Origin of the sequence: Pseudomonas sp. LS44 (genome assembly GCF_024730785.1) — a bacterium.
Lineage (GTDB): Bacteria > Pseudomonadota > Gammaproteobacteria > Pseudomonadales > Pseudomonadaceae > Aquipseudomonas.
On sequence record NZ_CP102830.1, the window covers coordinates 957,755 to 974,073 of the forward strand.

14 protein-coding genes and 1 pseudogene are annotated in these 16,319 nt (G+C 62.2%); 7 read left to right on the top strand and 8 right to left on the bottom strand.

Translation table 11 applies throughout. From position 1 onward, the window contains the following. Positions 1–2: 2 nt before the first annotated feature. From NVV93_RS04275 to NVV93_RS04285, 3 genes and pseudogenes are all read right to left on the bottom strand, one after another. On the bottom strand, positions 3–2,015 hold the full coding sequence (locus tag NVV93_RS04275; RefSeq protein WP_258253211.1) for an ATP-binding protein: 2,013 nt from the start codon (positions 2,013–2,015) through the stop codon (positions 3–5). 45 nt (positions 2,016–2,060) lie between these two features. Then, on the bottom strand, positions 2,061–2,972 hold the full coding sequence (locus tag NVV93_RS04280; protein WP_258253212.1) for a putative 2-dehydropantoate 2-reductase: 912 nt from the start codon (positions 2,970–2,972) through the stop codon (positions 2,061–2,063). Continuing rightward, positions 2,972–3,946 (bottom strand): annotated as a pseudogene (locus NVV93_RS04285) (response regulator); the annotation flags it as partial. The gene NVV93_RS04280 and the pseudogene NVV93_RS04285, both read right to left, overlap by 1 nt. A gap of 168 nt (positions 3,947–4,114) precedes the next feature. On the opposite strand from NVV93_RS04285, the gene NVV93_RS04290 reads away from it, so the two are divergent. Together NVV93_RS04290 and NVV93_RS04295 are read left to right on the top strand one after the other, a co-directional pair. After that, positions 4,115–4,594 carry a YajQ family cyclic di-GMP-binding protein gene (locus tag NVV93_RS04290; RefSeq protein ID WP_258253214.1) on the top strand — a complete coding sequence of 160 codons (480 nt, stop codon included), beginning with the start codon at positions 4,115–4,117 and terminating at the stop codon, positions 4,592–4,594. Between the two features lie 112 nt (positions 4,595–4,706). Further along, positions 4,707–5,549 (top strand): mechanosensitive ion channel family protein, encoded by an 843-nt coding sequence (locus NVV93_RS04295; RefSeq protein ID WP_258253215.1) that lies wholly within the window; start codon positions 4,707–4,709, stop codon positions 5,547–5,549. 42 nt (positions 5,550–5,591) lie between these two features. Here the strand turns inward: NVV93_RS04295 and NVV93_RS04300 are convergent, their stop codons facing one another. Further along, positions 5,592–7,133: an AmpG family muropeptide MFS transporter gene (locus tag NVV93_RS04300; RefSeq protein WP_258253216.1), complete on the bottom strand. Its 1,542-nt coding sequence runs from the start codon at positions 7,131–7,133 to the stop codon at positions 5,592–5,594. 43 nt (positions 7,134–7,176) lie between these two features. Then, positions 7,177–7,536, bottom strand: a complete 360-nt coding sequence (locus NVV93_RS04305; RefSeq protein WP_258253217.1) for an MGMT family protein — start codon at positions 7,534–7,536, stop codon at positions 7,177–7,179. Between the two features lie 228 nt (positions 7,537–7,764). On the opposite strand from NVV93_RS04305, the gene NVV93_RS04310 reads away from it, so the two are divergent. Then, complete coding sequence (locus NVV93_RS04310; protein ID WP_258254287.1) at positions 7,765–8,772, top strand: DUF481 domain-containing protein; 1,008 nt, start codon at positions 7,765–7,767, stop codon at positions 8,770–8,772. 81 nt (positions 8,773–8,853) lie between these two features. Here the strand turns inward: NVV93_RS04310 and NVV93_RS04315 are convergent, their stop codons facing one another. Next, positions 8,854–9,612, bottom strand: coding sequence for an SDR family oxidoreductase (locus NVV93_RS04315; RefSeq protein ID WP_258253218.1), 759 nt, complete (start codon positions 9,610–9,612; stop codon positions 8,854–8,856). 105 nt (positions 9,613–9,717) lie between these two features. Here NVV93_RS04315 and NVV93_RS04320 point away from each other — a divergent pair, with 105 nt between their 5' ends. From NVV93_RS04320 to groL, 4 genes are all read left to right on the top strand, one after another. Then, entirely contained in the window at positions 9,718–10,449 is a 732-nt protein-coding gene (locus NVV93_RS04320; RefSeq protein WP_258253219.1) for a HugZ family protein, read from the top strand. A gap of 61 nt (positions 10,450–10,510) precedes the next feature. Next, on the top strand, positions 10,511–10,963 hold the full coding sequence (locus NVV93_RS04325) for an FxsA family protein (protein WP_258253220.1): 453 nt from the start codon (positions 10,511–10,513) through the stop codon (positions 10,961–10,963). 194 nt (positions 10,964–11,157) lie between these two features. Beyond that, positions 11,158–11,451, top strand: coding sequence for a co-chaperone GroES (locus NVV93_RS04330; protein ID WP_258253221.1), 294 nt, complete (start codon positions 11,158–11,160; stop codon positions 11,449–11,451). 44 nt (positions 11,452–11,495) lie between these two features. After that, positions 11,496–13,136 (top strand): chaperonin GroEL, encoded by a 1,641-nt coding sequence (gene groL, locus NVV93_RS04335; RefSeq protein ID WP_258253222.1) that lies wholly within the window; start codon positions 11,496–11,498, stop codon positions 13,134–13,136. A 200-nt stretch (positions 13,137–13,336) separates the two neighbouring features. Here groL and NVV93_RS04340 read toward each other — a convergent pair whose 3' ends face one another. Further along, a complete protein-coding gene (locus NVV93_RS04340; RefSeq protein ID WP_258253223.1) occupies positions 13,337–14,065 on the bottom strand; it encodes a phosphatase PAP2 family protein in 729 nt (242 codons plus the stop codon). A 195-nt stretch (positions 14,066–14,260) separates the two neighbouring features. Beyond that, positions 14,261–16,210, bottom strand: a complete 1,950-nt coding sequence (locus NVV93_RS04345; protein WP_258253224.1) for an LTA synthase family protein — start codon at positions 16,208–16,210, stop codon at positions 14,261–14,263. Positions 16,211–16,319: the final 109 nt, after the last annotated feature.

Below are 16,319 nucleotides of genomic sequence, written 5' to 3' on the forward strand. Positions count from 1 at the left end.
GTTCAGGCGTCGGGCGTGCTGGCCGCCAACGGCAGGCGCAGGGTAAAGCAGGTGCCTTGGCCCAGCTGAGATTGCACCTCCATCTGCCCCTTGTGGTTGTTGGTGACGATGAAATACGAAACGGACAGGCCTAGACCGGTGCCTTGGCCGACTTCCTTGGTGGTGAAAAACGGCTCGAAGATGCGTTTGCGGACCCGCTCCGGCATGCCCACGCCATTATCTTCCACCTGGATTTCCGCCCACGGCGGATTCAGCCGGGTGCGCAGGACAATGCGCCCGGGCAGAGTGTCATTGTCGCGCTGGTGAATGGCTTGGGCGGCGTTTTTCAGCAAGTTGAGCAAGACCTGTTCCAGCTCGTTGGCAGTGGCCGGCACCGGGCCGAGTTGCGGATCGAACTCGCGGACAATCTCCAAGCCCTTGAAGTCGAAGCCTTCGGTCAGGTCGAAGTCGTTGCCGGCGATATCCACGGCCTGATCGAGCAGGGCCGGCAGCTCGCAGGGCGCCAATTGCCGGTCGCTGCGGCGGCTGAAGCTGAGCATGTGGGTGACGATCTTGGTCGCCCGTGAGCCGGCCTGCTGGATGCCGTCGAGCAACTGCGGCACTTCGCGGCCCTGCAGGTAGCGATTGACCTGTTCGAGGTCGACGCCGACGCTGTTGGCCTGTTCCAGATTCTTCTCCAGTTCCAGCGACAGACGGCGGCGGATGTTCTGCACGTTATGCAGAATCGCCCCGAGCGGGTTGTTGATTTCATGGGCCATGCCCGCCGCCAAGCCGCCGACCGAGAGCATCTTTTCCGACTGCACCATCATTTCTTCCAGCGACAGGCGCTGGGTGATGTCATCGATGCGGATCACCACGCCGCGCAGGCTGCCGCCCATTAACGGATAGAACGTCAGGGCGTAGTGGCGTGGCTCGCCGTCCTTGCTCCAGGTCACCCGCTCGATCTTCTCCACCTTGTGTTGCTCGGCGGTGCGCTTGAGCTGAGTGAGATAGAACTTCAACGAGGGAAAGGCCAGGAACACCGGCTGGTTCAACGCTTCGTCCAGTTGCGTGCCGGACAGGGCGCTGGCCTCCTGATTCCACTGGGTGACGTACAGCTCTTCGTCGAGGGCGATGAGTGCCGAGGGCATCGAGTCGATGATGCTGTTCAGGTAGTTCTGAAAGCCGGTGAGCTTCTTCTCGATCTTGCTGCGCACCTGCACTTCCAGCTCTAGCTTGCGGTTGGAGTGGCGGGTTTCCTCGGCCAGGCCCTGGGCCTGATCGAAGGCCGCCTGGGCTTCGTCACGGGCGCGCTTGAGCTGCTGCTCGCGGGCTTCGATGCGGGTCAGCATGGTGTTGAAGGCATCGGCGAGGTGACCGATCTCATCGCGGTTACCGCGCCCGGCGCGCAGCGAGTAGTTTTCCTCGCGGGTCACCTGACGCGACAAGGCTTCGAGCTGCAGGATCGGCCGAGTGACCAGGCGCCGAATCTGCCGCGCCACCAACAGCCAGAGCAGTACGCTGAGGGCGAGGATCACCACGCTGGCCGTCAGCGTGCCGGAGTAAAAGGCACTGGGTAGCTCGCTGGAGGCGACCAGCAGCAGATGCCCGGATGGCAGGCCGTTCTGTGGCAGTTCGATCAGTTGATTGGCGCGAAACTCGTTGATGCGCCAGTTGGCGATTTTTTCCAGGCGCTTGGGTAGGCGCAATTGCTCGCCTTGCTGCAATTCGGCGATCAGCGTGCCCTGGCTGTCGTACAGCGCAGCGGCGCGCAGCGGCGCGTAGCCGTCGAGGCGATGCAGCAGCTCCTGAGCGGCGGCCGGCGAGCTCAGAGCGGTGTTACTCAGCGCCGGACTGGCGATCAACCGACCGAGCGTCTGCAGGGCCTGTGGAGCCATGTTTTCCTGGGAGATCCAGTAGGCGGCACTGATGAAACTGAGGTTGGCCACCAACAACACGGTGGCGAGCAACACCAATACGGCAGACAGCAGTTTCTGGCCAACCGGCAGGTCTTCGAGGCGCTGGCGCAGGGTCATGGCAGGTTTATCGCGATAGACGGGAACCGGCAGGGTAGCGCGCCGCTACTGGGTGGGCAATCCGCGCTCGGCGAGGTAGGCGCGCAGGCGCTGTTGCAGGCGCTGCAGGTGCGGCAGTTCGAGCGCCTGGTGCTGCGCCGCGTGGCAGGCGTAGTCGAGCAGATAGGCGATCTCGGTGCGCCGACCCTGGGCGACATCCTGGTACATCGACGAGTAATTGTTGGCGGTCGCTTGAATTACCCGCTCGACCTCATCCCGCAGCTGCGCAGCCGCCGCCGGATGAGCGCAGCGTTCAAGTAACTCGCTCAGCTCGTTGCAGAGTGCGGCGACTTCTTGAGGATAGGCGGCGAGCCCGCCGTTTCGGCAGTTGTGCAGCACCGTGAGCGGGTTGATCGCGCAGTTGAGCGCCAGCTTGCGCCACAGGCGCGCCAGGATGTCGTCCGTCCATTGATGGGGAATACCACTGGCATGCAAGTCGGCGAGCCAGAGCGGCGCTGCGGGTTGCGTCGGGCAACCGAGCCAGGTGAAGCCTTGGCCGGCGAAGATCACGCGAAAATCGCCATCGCGGTAGGCCCCTTCGGTGCTCGAGGCGAGGATGCAGCGCGCCCGCGGCAGCCGCGTGGCGACGGCGTCCTGGCTGCCCAGGCCGTTCTGCAGGAGGATCAGTTCAGCGCCGGCGGCGAGGCGCGGCGCCAGGCTGGCGATCGCCTCTTCCGCGTCGTAGGCCTTGCAAGCGAGCAATAGCCGGTGGATCGGTGTGGCATCGGCGGTGGTTTGTGCAGGAATCGGGTAGAGACTGGCGTGCTGGTCTTCCACCAAGGTCAGGCCGCCAAGACGCTGATAGGACGTCAAGCGGCTACGGTCGCGAAGAATCAGCCGCACCGGCAAGCCAGCCCGGGCCAGCCGAGCGGCCCACAGACCGCCGAGGCTCCCGGCACCGAGTATGTGCCAGGCCATCAGTCGCGACGGGTGATGCGCAAGGCTGCCACGCGGCCGCTGCTGTAAGCTTCGGAGAGCAGTTCAGCGGCCTGGCTGGTCAAGCTGGACGGATCATACGGCAAGGCCTTGGCGTCGAGGCCGACCAGGCTGATGCCCGCCTGCAGGTTGATGAAGCCTTCGCTGGTCTTGAAGGCCTTGAGATTGAGGCCTTCATGCAAGCGTTTGAAGCTGCTCGGCGAGCACTCTTGCAGATCATCGAGCAGGGTGATCAAGGCGAAGTGGTTGTCGTCCAGGCGCACCAGCACGTCCAGGGGGCGCACCAACTGCTGCAGACGTCGGGCGATGCCATGCAGCAGTTCGCCATGGAAGCCGGGACCGTATTGCTGCATCAATTGCGGCGCGTTCTGCAGGCCGATTAGCAAATAGCAAACTGCGCCGCCGCGCGATTCGACCTGGCGCAGGCTATCGGCGAGCTTCTGTTGCAGATAGCGCGGATTGCCCAAGCCGGTCAGTGGATCGACCAGATTGCGTTCTTCGAGACAGGCGATGTTCTCGGTCAGCAGGCGCTTTTCCTGCAGTAAACGCTGCAGGGTGTTGCACAGGCGATCGGCGGCAAACACCCGCGGTAAGAGTTGTTCGTTCATCGCCGCCTTGCTGATGAAGTCATCGACGCCACGGTCGAAGGCTTCGCTCAGCACGTTATCGCCTTCTTTGCCCGTGAGGAGCACCACGTAGGTGTAATGATCGGCGGTTTCATCGAGTTGGCGGACGCGCGCAGTGAGTTCCAGGCCGTCGATTTCCGGCATCAGCCAATCGGCGAGCAGCACGCTCGCCGGGCGCTGCTCCAACTGCTGAAGCGCTTCGCTGGCACTGCTGGCGAAGCGCACATCCTGATAACCAGCCTGGCTGAGGGCCCGGCCGATCATGGCGCTGGAGAACTTGGCGTCGTCCACCACCAGGATGCTGAGATGGGGGTTGGGCATTGGCAGGCTCGCAAGGGGAAGTGGAAATACCGGCAAGCCGGGTAGCGCAAGTGGGTGACGGCTCTGTTAACGGGCCGCTATTTGCCTTGCAGCTATATAATGACTGCGCATTTTCAACGTCAAGCCTGGTGCGTTCAGGTCATGAACTCGATCGCGCCGTCTATCTGGAGAACTACCATGCCCTCGTTCGACGTGGTGTCCGAACTGGACAAGCACGAAGTCACCAACGCCGTGGATAACGCCGCCAAGGAACTGGAGCGTCGTTATGACCTGCGCGGTAAAGGCAGCTTCGAATTCAAGGAATTGACGGTCAGCCTGACCGCCGGTGCGGATTTTCAGCTTGAGCAGATGATCGAGATTCTCAAGCTCAGCCTGGTGAAGCGCAAGATCGACGTGCAGTGCCTGGAGTTCAAGGACGCCTATCCGTCCGGCAAAGTGGTCAAGCAAGAGGTGGTGCTGCGCGAGGGCATCGACAAGGAGCTGGCGAAGAAGATCGTCGCTCATATCAAAGACACCAAGCTCAAGGTCCAGGCGGCTATCCAGGGTGAGCAGGTGCGCATTACCGGCAAGAAACGCGACGATCTGCAGGAGGCCATTGCCAACCTGCGCGCCAAGGATTTTGGTATGCCGTTGCAGTTCGACAACTTCCGCGATTGATAACAGTACGCCGGCCGTTTTGGGGAACCTTCCCAGGTGACTGGCGTCGCAGCTTCCGAAATGCCGGTTTTTATGGCCTGATTCGCGGCCAACCGATATTGAGGAGGATGTTATGGATGTAAGCGCGGAAGTCGATCGCCTGGTCAAGGTCTCGGAAGCCTGGTGGCCATTGGCTCTGGAGTACGGTGGGCGGGTCGCCCTGGCGCTGGTTACCCTGCTGATCGGCTGGTGGCTGGTCAACAAACTCACGGCCCGGCTCGGCAAACTACTGCTCCTGCGCAGTGCCGATCAGGCCCTGCAGGGCTTCATTTCCTCGCTGGCCAATGTGGTGCTCAAGGTGCTGCTGATGGTCAGTGTGGCCTCGATGATCGGCATCGAAACCACCTCGTTCATCGCCGCGATCGGTGCGGCCGGTCTGGCCATCGGCCTGGCGTTGCAGGGCAGCCTGGCAAACTTCGCCGGTGGCGTGTTGATCCTGTTGTTCCGGCCCTTTCGCCTCGGCGACTGGATCGAGGCGCAGGGGGTCAGCGGCACGGTCGATAGCATCCAGATTTTCCACACCGTGCTGCGTACCGGCGACAACAAAACGGTGATCGTGCCCAACGGCAATCTGTCCAACGGCATCATCACCAACTACAACCGGCAGGCCACCCGCAAGGTGGTGTTCGATATCGGGGTGAATTACGACTCCGACTTGCAGCGTGCCCGTGAGGTGCTGCTGCGGCTGGCCGAGGATCCGCGGGTCCTGCGCGAGCCGGCGCCGGAGGCCGTGGTGTCTATGCTGGGCGAAGGCGCCATCACCATGTCGCTGCGGGTCTGGGTGAAGACCGCCGATTACTGGAACGTGATGTTCATGTTCAACGAGTTGGCACGCGACCGGCTGGGCGAGGCGGGCGTCGGTATTCCCTTCCCGCAGCGTACGATCCGGATGATCCAGGAGCCGCTGCCGCAGTAATCGGCGCGCGTAAAAAAGCCGGACAAGGGTCCGGCTTTTTTGTCACTGCTCGCTGGGTGGCGTGGCCGTCAGCGGGACGCTCTGCTGCGAAGGTCTGTGCCACTGCCAGAGGATCATCAGCAGGGTCGGCACGCCGAGCAGGGCGGTGATCAGGAAGAACTGCGCATAGCCGAATTTCTCGACCATCACCCCGGAATAGCCGCCGATCAGACGCGGCAGCAACAGCATGATCGAGCTGAGCAGGGCGTACTGGGTGGCGGAGAATTTCAGGTTGGTCAGGCTCGACAGATAGGCGACGAAGGCCGCGGTCGCCAGCCCGGCGCTGAAGTTGTCGCAGGAGATGGTCACGACCAGCATCTGCAGATGCGCGCCCATCCCGGTCAGCATCAGGAACAACAGATTGGTGGCCGCCGAGGTGACGCCGCCGATGAACAGGATCGGCATGATCCCGAAGCGCACGATCAGCAGGCCGCCGAAGCCGGCCCCGAGCAGGGTCATGATCAGGCCGAACACCTTGCTGACGCTGGCGATCTGCTCCTTGGTGAAGCCTTGGTCGATGTAGAAGACGTTGGCCATCACGCCCATCACCGTGTCCGATAGCCGGTAGGTGGCAATCAGTCCGAGCAGCAACAAGGCCTGCCAGCGGTAGCGCACAACGAAGTCGTTGACCGGCGTGAGTACCGGTGCCAAGCCGCGGCGGCCTATGGACGACAGGCACAGGCAGGTGAGGATCAGATACAGAATGGCGCGCAGGAAAGCGCGGTCTTCTTTGAGCAGTTCGAACAGGCTGACGCCTTCGAACAGCACGCTATGGAAGTTGGTGTTGTACAGCTGGGTGAACAGCGCCGGTACCGAGATCAGCAGCACGATCAGCACCAGTACCGAGACCAGCTGATGGGCCAGGTCGTAACGCGCCGCCGCCATCTGGGTTCGCAGCGGAACGGGCGGTTCGCGCATCCACAGGCTGGTGACCAGCGCCGGCAGCATCAACAGGGCAAACACCAGATAGGTGCCGCTCCAGGCCGAGGCATTGTAGCTGTGGCCGGTGGAGCCGAACCACTCGGCGAAATACAGTGCGCCGGCGGTCGCCAGTAGCGCCGCGACCCGATAACCGGCCATGTAGCTGGCGGCTAGCGCGGCTTGGCGGCTTTCTTCGGCGATTTCCAGGCGATAGGCGTCGACCGCGATGTCCTGGGTAGCGGAGGCGAAGGCCACCAGCACCGCCAGGGCGATCAGCCAGGGCAGCTGCTGCTGCGGGTCGCACAGCGCCATGCCGGTCAGACCGACCACCACCAGGCTTTGCGACAGTACTAGCCAGGACCGCCGGCGGCCGAGCGCGCCCAAGAACGGCAGGCGCCATTGGTCGAGCAGCGGTGACCAGACCCATTTGAAGGCGTACGCGAGGCCGATCAGGCTGGCGAAACCAATGGTTTCACGCGCCACGCCGGCTTCGCGCAACCAGACCGAAAGGGTGGAAAACACCAACATGTAGGGGAGGCCTGCCGCAAAGCCCAGAAGTAACAGGGCTAAGGTGGCGGGGCTGGCATAGGCGGCGAGGGCGGCGCGCCAGGTTCTGCTGGGCATTGAGGGTGGATCTGCCTGCGTGTGGCGGAACAAAGGGCGCACTCTAACCGCTGTGCTCAGTTGGGCGCCAGCCGTGCCGACGCATGTCCACCCGTTGGGTATGGATTGTCACGCCTTCGGCACGCAAACGCGCGCGCTGCTCCGCCCCGGCCGCGCTGCCGGCGGGCAGGCTGAGACGGCCACCCGCGGCTACCACGCGGTGCCAGGGCAGGCGAGTGTCGTCGGGGAGCTGGCTGAGGGTGCGCCCGACCCAGCGCGCGGCGCGGCCCAGGCCGGCCATCGCCGCCAACTCGCCATAGCTCACCACCTTGCCGGCGGGGACCTGCTGTAACGTCAGGTACAGCGCCGCACGGCGGGCTTCGGGGCTGTCGGAGGCGAAGGGATCGGGTGGCGATGCTTGCATGGGCGTCAGGCCATTGGGATGCAGTTCAGCGACAGTATGCCGCCAGAGTCAGGCTATCGACAGCCGCGCTCTGTGGCGGTTCGCGGTGATTGACGTTGAACTTGGTCCGGTTAGGTTGGTCAGTTCTTGCTCATACGCCCGGCTTGCGGATAATGGCCGGCTTATTTGAACCAGAGCAGTTTCGATTCGCCTATGTCTTGTAAAAAACCAGCTTCCACCTCAAAGAACCTGTTGTCCAAAACCGTGTTGTGCCTGGCCATGGCCGGAGCGTCGGCGCCGTTGTTGGCGGACACCGTATGGCTGAAGAATGGTGACCGTCTGACCGGTACCATCCGCGTCTTCGATGGTGGCAAGCTGGTTTTGGCGACCGACTACGGTGGCAATATCGCCCTCGACTGGAAAAAAGTCGCCACCCTGGAAAGCGATCAGCATCTGCTGATCAAACAGGACGACGTGACTGGCGAGGAGGCCAAGGCTCTCAAACCTGCCGAGCCGGGCAAAGTCACCCTGGCCAATGGTGGCGCGCCGAAAACCATTGAGCTGGCCAGCATCGAGCAGATCATGAAGCCCAAGCCGCTGGTCGAAGATCTGACCTGGAAGGGCAATATCGACGCCGGCCTGGACTACAAACGCGCCGATACCGATACCGATGACTACGACGTTGACTTCAAGACCAAGGCCCGCCACGGCCGCTGGCGGCACACCGCGGAGGCTGACTACAACCGCGAGAAACAGGAGCAGGAGGTGACCACCGATAACTGGAGCACCGACTACGCCCTCGACCGGTTTCTCGACGAGCATTGGTTCTGGCAGGGTCGGGCTGGCTACAAACGTGACAAGATCGAAGATCTGGAGCGTCAGCGCACCGTCGGTACGGGCCCGGGTTACCAGTTCTGGGACAACGAGCTGGGCGCCTTCTCGCTGGCCGGTCTGGTCAACCGCTCCGACTATGAGTACGCCAACGGCGAAAAGGAAAGCTTCTACGCGCTGGGGATGAAGTGGGACTACAACCGCTACCTGGTGGGCAAGACCGTCGAGCTGTTCACTAGCGGCGAAGTCGGCAAGCCGCTGGAGGGGGTGGCCGACTATGCCCTGGATGCCGAGGCCGGGCTGCGCTACAAGGTCACCGACTGGGCCTCGCTGAACCTCAAGGCGGAGAAGGACATCGTCAGCGGCACCAATGATGGCGACCTCGACGAGACCCGCTACAGCCTCGGTTTCGGCGTCGGCTGGTAAGATTTTTCCTCCTCGATCGGCCGGCATAAAAAAACGCCGCTTACTGAGTAAGCGGCGTTTTTGTTTGCAGCAGTTGCTCGATCAGAGACGCAGACCGCCATCCAGTTCGAGCACGCGACCGGTGTAGTAGTCGTTCTCGAGGATGTAGGCCACCGAGTGAGCGATCTCCTGGGGTTTGCCCAGGCGCTTGAGTGGGATGCCCGCAGTCATTTTTTCCAGGGCTTCGGGTTTCATCGCGGCGAGAATTTCAGTCTCGATGAAACCCGGTGCCACGCCGGCCACGCGAATGCCGTAACGCGCCAATTCCTTGGCCCACACCACAGTATCGGCAGCGACGCCGGCCTTGGCGGCGGAATAGTTGGCTTGGCCAATGTTGCCGGCGCGGGAGATCGAGGAAATATTGATGATCGCGCCCTGGTTCTTCAGCTCGATCATCTTCGCGGCCACTTCGCGAGTGCACAGGAATACGCCGGTCAGGTTGACGTCGATCACCGACTGCCACTGGGCCAGCGACATCTTGCTCAGCTCGCCGTCCTTAACCTTGATGGTCAGGCCGTCGCGGATGATCCCGGCATTGTTGACCAGACCATTGATGGCGCCGAAATGCTCGGCAATCTGCGCCACGGTATGGGTGACCTGCTCTTCATTGGCAACGTTACACAGATAAGCGCGGGCTTCGCCGCCGGCGGCCTTGCAGGCGGCAACGGTTTCGTCCAAACGCTCTTGGTTAAGATCGACCAGTGCCAACTTGGCGCCTTTAGCCGCCAGGTATTCAGCCATGGCGCGTCCCAGTCCTTGGCCGCCGCCGGTGATGACGATGACTTTATCTTGCAGTTGCATAAGGCTTGCCCCTTTAAGGTAGTGGAGGTTGTCCTCATGGCGCCCGAAGCCGTTATGCTGGGCGCCCCTGTCCGTTCTGACGGATTCTAAGCGAGGAGGTCTGACGTGAGCGTGAAAGCCGGCAAGCATGCCCGAGAATTGCTACTCAAGGAATACAGCGGGGTGCTCTCCACTCAGTCCAAGGCCATGCCTGGCTTTCCCTTCGGATCGGTGGTGCCCTATTGCCTGGACGAGCAGGGCTGGCCGTTGATCCTGATCAGCCGGATCGCCCAGCACACCCATAATCTGCAGAAAGACCCTAAATGCTCGTTGCTGGTTGGTGAGCGCGATGCCGACGACGTGCAAGCCGTTGGTCGCCTGACCGTGCTGGCCGAAGCCCAGCAAATCACTGACGAGGCAGCCATCGCCGCGGCGGCGGAGCGTTACTATCGCTACTTCCCGCAAGCGAGCGACTACCACCGCACCCACGATTTCGATTTCTGGCGCCTGCAACCGGTGCGCTCACGCTATATCGGTGGCTTTGGCGCGATTCACTGGCTCAATGAGGTCGCTCTGGACAACCCGTTTTTTGGCGCCCCGGAGCAGAGCATGGTCGAGCATATGAACAGCGACCACGCCAGCGCGATTGCCCATTACGTGACGCTCGCCGGTCTGCCCCGCGAGCCGGCGGCCGAGCTGGCCGGGATCGACAGCGAAGGCTTTCACCTGCGCATCGGCCAGAGCCTGCATTGGCTGGCGTTTCCAACATCCTGTAACAACCCCGGCGCTGTGCGCCAGGCCTTGGTTTTGCTGGCCCGCGCCGAGACCTGGCCCCAGCCGAAAGTCAGCCAAGCTTGATTTCGCCGTGAGCGGCCGCATGTTGCAATGACAGGCGGTCGATCCATCCAAGGACTTTTTCATGCGTGCGTTTTTTCTGCTGTTTCTGCTCTTTCCCCTGATCGAGCTGGCGGTGTTGATCAAAGTTGGTAGCGCCATCGGCGTGCTGCCAACGTTGTTGCTGCTGATCGGTTCGGCGGTGCTCGGCAGCGTGCTGTTGCGCGTGGCTGGCGTCGCGACTGCCTGGCGCGCCCGTGAACGGCTGGCGCGCGGCGAAATGCCCGAGCAGGAGGTCCTCGAAGGCCTGCTGATTGCCGTGGGTGGCGGACTGTTGCTGTTGCCCGGCTTTATCAGCGATGTGGTGGGTTTGCTCTGCCTGTTACCGCCGGTTCGCCGGTTGGTGGTCGGCAAACTGCGTAAAAAGGTCCAGGAGCAGGCGCTGCGCCAGCGTGCGTTCGCCGATGACCTGCAAGCCCGTTCCGGGCAGGCGCGTCCGAATGTCATCGAAGGTGAGTTCGAGCATCGTGATCGCTGAGCGAAGATTTTTTCCGCCGCGCCCTTGAAATGTCCTCCAGAGCCCCTATTTACCAGTCACCGCAAGGTCACTGTCGGTTACGACAGTCAGTCTTCTGCGGCCTGCTCAGCGGGTCGCAACCGGCGATGCCGGAATTTACCAACCGGCCGGTGTGTGCACCGGCAATGGAAACCACCTCAATTAGGAGATCGACAATGAAGCTTCGTCCTCTGCATGACCGCGTTGTCATTCGTCGCAGCGAAGAAGAATCGAAAACCGCTGGCGGCATCGTGCTGCCGGGCTCGGCCGCCGAGAAGCCGAACCAGGGCGAAATCGTTGCTGTCGGTACCGGCCGCGTGCTGGACAACGGCGAAGTCCGTGCGTTGGCCGTGAAAGTTGGCGACAAAGTGGTGTTTGGCCCGTACTCGGGTAGCAACACCGTCAAGGTCGATGGCGAAGATCTGCTGGTGATGAGCGAGAACGAAATCCTCGCGGTCGTCGAAGCCTGAGCCACCCCTTCTGTTACCCGGATAAGAATTGAGGAATAACGATCATGGCTGCTAAAGAAGTTAAATTCGGCGACGTCGGCCGTAAGAAAATGCTCGCTGGCGTCAACGTGCTGGCTGACGCGGTAAAAGCCACCCTCGGCCCGAAAGGCCGTAACGTGATCCTGGAGAAGAGCTTCGGTGCTCCGACCATCACCAAAGACGGTGTTTCCGTTGCCAAAGAAATCGAGCTGAAAGACAAGTTCGAAAACATGGGCGCTCAGCTGGTCAAGGACGTTGCTTCCAAGGCCAACGACGCTGCCGGTGACGGCACCACCACCGCGACCGTTCTGGCTCAGTCGATCGTCAACGAAGGCCTGAAAGCCGTCGCTGCCGGCATGAACCCGATGGACCTGAAGCGCGGCATCGACAAGGCCACCATCGCCATCGTCGCCCAGCTGAAAGAGCTGGCCAAGCCGTGCACCGACACCAAGGCGATCGCCCAGGTCGGCACCATCTCCGCCAACTCCGACGAATCCATCGGCGACATCATTGCCGAAGCCATGGGAAAAGTTGGTAAAGAAGGCGTGATCACCGTTGAAGAAGGTTCGGGCCTGGAAAACGAACTGTCCGTCGTTGAAGGCATGCAGTTCGACCGTGGCTACCTGTCGCCGTACTTCATCAACAAGCCGGAAACCATGGTTGCCGAGCTCGACGGCCCGCTGATCCTGCTGGTCGACAAAAAAATCTCCAACATCCGCGAAATGCTGCCGGTGCTGGAAGCTGTCGCCAAAGCCGGTCGCCCGCTGCTGATCGTTGCCGAAGACGTTGAAGGCGAAGCCCTGGCGACTCTGGTGGTCAACAACATGCGTGGCATCGTCAAAGTCGCAGCCGTCAAGGCTCCGGGCTTCGGCGACCGTCGCAAAGCCATGCTGCAGGACATCGCCATCCTCACCGGCGGTACCGTGATTTCCGAAGAAGTCGGCCTGAGCCTGGAAAGCGCCACCCTGGAACACCTGGGTAACGCCAAGCGCGTCGTGCTGAGCAAAGAAAACACCACCATCATCGACGGTGCTGGCCAGCAGGTCGACATCGAAGCCCGCGTTAAGCAGATCCGCGCGCAGATCGAAGAGACTTCCTCGGACTACGACCGTGAAAAACTGCAAGAGCGCCTGGCCAAGCTGGCTGGCGGTGTTGCCGTGATCAAGGTTGGCGCTGCCACCGAAGTCGAGATGAAAGAGAAGAAAGCCCGCGTTGAAGACGCCCTGCACGCCACCCGTGCCGCCGTTGAAGAAGGCGTGGTACCTGGCGGCGGCGTCGCTCTGGTCCGTGCCCTGCAGGCCATCAGCGAACTGAAAGGCGACAACCCTGATCAGGACGTTGGTATCCAGCTGCTGCGCCGCGCGGTTGAATCGCCACTGCGTCAGATCGTTGCCAACTCCGGCGACGAGCCGAGCGTAGTGGTCGACAAGGTCAAGCAAGGTACCGGCAACTACGGCTACAACGCTGCCACCGGCGTGTACGGCGACATGATCGAGATGGGTATTCTCGATCCGGCCAAAGTCACCCGCTCGGCGCTGCAAGCTGCCGCTTCCATTGGTGGTCTGATGATCACCACCGAAGCGATGGTTGCTGAAGCTGCCGACGACAAAGCCGGTCCGGCCATGCCGGACATGGGCGGCATGGGTGGCATGGGCGGCATGATGTAAGCCGACCAGCCCTCGCGCTGTCAGAAAAAGCCCCGCCTAGTGCGGGGCTTTTTTATGTCTGGCGAAAAGTGCGGGGCCCCTCAAGCGCAGGCCGTAGGGTGGGTGTCGCGTAGCACATCCACCGACGCGCTCGCGTGGGCGTTGACCTCCCTGCGTGGGCCAATCCGGTCCCGGTGGAAAAGCCTTCGGCGTTTTCCACCCTACGGGCTCGCCGGCAGCGCCTGGTGCTGGGGTTCGGTTGTCGCCTGGCGATACAACACCAGACGGTAGGCGCCCAGGCAAATCAGCCAGTCAAACAGCGCCGTCCACAGGTTGTGGGAGAGAAAGTGCGCGCCTTGCAGCATGCGCGCTAAGGAGAACACGCCGCCGAGGATCAGCGCACCGAGCAGCGCCACACGGGCCAGGCGCGGGCGGCGGTCGCGCAACAGGAAGAACAGCGAGAAGAAGGCAAAGCCGCTGCTGGCGTGACCGCCCGGCCAGCAGCGCCCGGGGTGCAGCGTGGCGGGGCGTTCGGCGAGCAGCGCGGAGTAGGTCTCCTGGCCGCCAAAATCGCGCAGATCCCATGGGCACTGGACGGCTGTGAGGGCTTTCAGCGGCGTCACGATGGCGGTCGACAGGCCCATCGCCAGGACCAGATAGCCCAGCGGCCGGCGTAGATGCGCCCCACCGCGGAACACCACGCTGGCCAGCAGTCCGGCGATCGCCAGCACGCCGATGAGGATCACCGCTTGCTTGGCGCGGTCGTGCAGCACGGCTTCGAGGAATGTGTCGTGGCGGCCGATAAAGCCGCTGTCGGAACTATAGAACAGGTGGGCGATGGTGAAGTCCAGGCGGGTCGGGTCGGCGATCAGCAACAGGACGATCAGGCTCAGCGGCAAGCCGAGATATAACCAGAGATTGATGCTGCGAGAGGGATTGGCAGGAGGCATGGCGATATCCACAGGACGGTAAGAACCTGTCTACGATCTGCTGCGCGTCGGTCAAACTGCGTTGAAAACGGCTTCGGAATGCTCATTTACAGCTCGTAAACTCCGCTTCCTCAGCCGTTTTCGCCTTGTTTTCCTCTAGCTCGCGAGATCGTAAACAGGTTCTAAGTGCGGGCCTCGATCGAGGCCCGGCCGGGTTTAGCGCTGGGTCAGTTCAGTGGCAGCGGGCGGCGGGGCTTGCCAGGCCAGCAAGCGATGTTTGAAACCATAACTGGCGGCCTGGTAGTAAGCGATGTCACGCCTGACCAAGACATCCTGGCTGGATGCCTGCGATTCGCGGCTGGCTCCCAGAGCATCGTCGTGGCGGCGGATCGCCTGGCGGGGGCTGAGAATGGCCAGGTCATGACCGTCGAACAGCCCCAGGTGCTGATAGTTGCCGATCAGCACCCGCGGTGCCGCGTCTTCCGGCTTGAGCAGGTCGCGGCCGAAGAAGGTCGATTGGTAGCTCAAGTTCAACAGGCCGAGCAGGGTGGGGGCGATGTCGATCTGGCTGGCCAGGCGGTCATTCTCGGCCGCCGGGATTAGCTTCGGCGCATAGATGAACAGCGGAATCTGGTAATTGGCCACCGGCAAATCTTCTCCTCCGGCGCTGCCGGCGCAATGGTCGGCGACGAAGACGAACAGGGTGTTATCGAACCAGGGTTGCTGGCGTGCTTTGGCGAGGAAATCGCCAATGGCCCAGTCGGTGTACTTCACCGCCCCTTCGCGGCCTTCGCCGGAACGAATGTCGATCCGGCCATCGGGGTAGGTATACGGGCGGTGGTTGGAGGTGGTCATCAACTGCAGCAGGAACGGCTTGCCGCGGGCGTAGTTGGCGTCAGCAAGCTTCAGGGTCTGGCTATAGAGGTCTTCATCGGCCATGCCCCAGGCATTTTTGAAGTGAATGTCGGCATCGGCAACGCTGCTCTGATCCACCACGCGATAGCCGTTGCCGCCGAAGAAGGCGTTCATGTTGTCGAAATAGCCGCGCCCGCCGTAGACGAACACGCTGTCGTAACCCTGGGCGTCGAGCTGCTGACCAAGGCTGGCGAAGCCGCTTTCGCGGCCGATGCGCTTGACGATCGAACGCCCCGGCGTTGGCGGAATCGACAGGGTGATGGCTTCCAGGCCGCGGTCGGTGCGGGTACCGGTCGCGTAGAAGTTATTGAAGTACAGGCTGTGTTTGCGCAGCTCGTCGAGATTCGGCGTCAGCTTGCGTGGATCACCGTTGCTGCCCAGGTACTTGCCGCTGAGGCTTTCGATGGTGACCAGCACGATGTTGGGCCGGCGCGGCTGACCGGGGTTGTCGATCTGCCGGCGGATATCCAGCGGATCCTGGCTGACGAAACGGGCATTCGGCGCACTCAGTTCGGCGCGCAATTGCTTGGCCACCTCGGCTTTCGGCAAGTTGGCGTAGAAGCGGCCGTAATCCAGCTCATTATTGCGGAAGGCGGCGAAGAATTGGTACGGACCGTTGCTCGCCAGCTCATGTTGGTAGGTATTGCCGCCCAAGCCGCGCGGGTGATCCTGGTCGATCAACAGGGCGCTGAGTCCGGCCAGTATCACCAGGCTCAGTGCGGCGCCAAGCCGTCCACGCGGTGCCGGCAGCGGGGCATTCAACGCCGCGCGCAATGGTTTGCGCAGCACCAGCATGAGCGCCCCGGTGGTCAGCGCCAGGCCGCCCAACAGCCAGCCCATCGGGTACGACTCCCATAGGTTGTGCAGAACCTCGTCGGAATAAACCAGGTAGTCGACGGCGATGAAGTTGAAGCGCACACCGAACTCGTCCCAGAACAGCCATTCGGAAATCGCGGTGAACAGCATCAAGTACAGGCTGACGGCCGCGACGACGTACAGCAGGCTGCGGTGCCAGCGTTGTCGCCAGAGCACCAACGGACAGAGCAGCAAATACAGGCCAAGCGGCAGGGCGGCGTAGGCGAGGAAGCCGAGGTCGTAGAGCAGGCCGATGGCGAACACATGCAGGAAGCCGCCACCGGCCTCCGGCAAATGCCAGCCGAGCAGCACGCCACGGGTGAGCAGGAAAATGCTCAGCCAGACGGCGAGCAACAGCAGCAGGAAGCGCAAGGGCGCGGTACGCAGCAACGGCATGGGAAAAGTCCAGGGCGGAAGAGAAGGCGCGAATATGGCGATGCAACTGTCTCGGCGGCGTCAACGAGGAGTGAAAAAACCGTCAAAACGGGCTGTTTAGGGTCGGCTT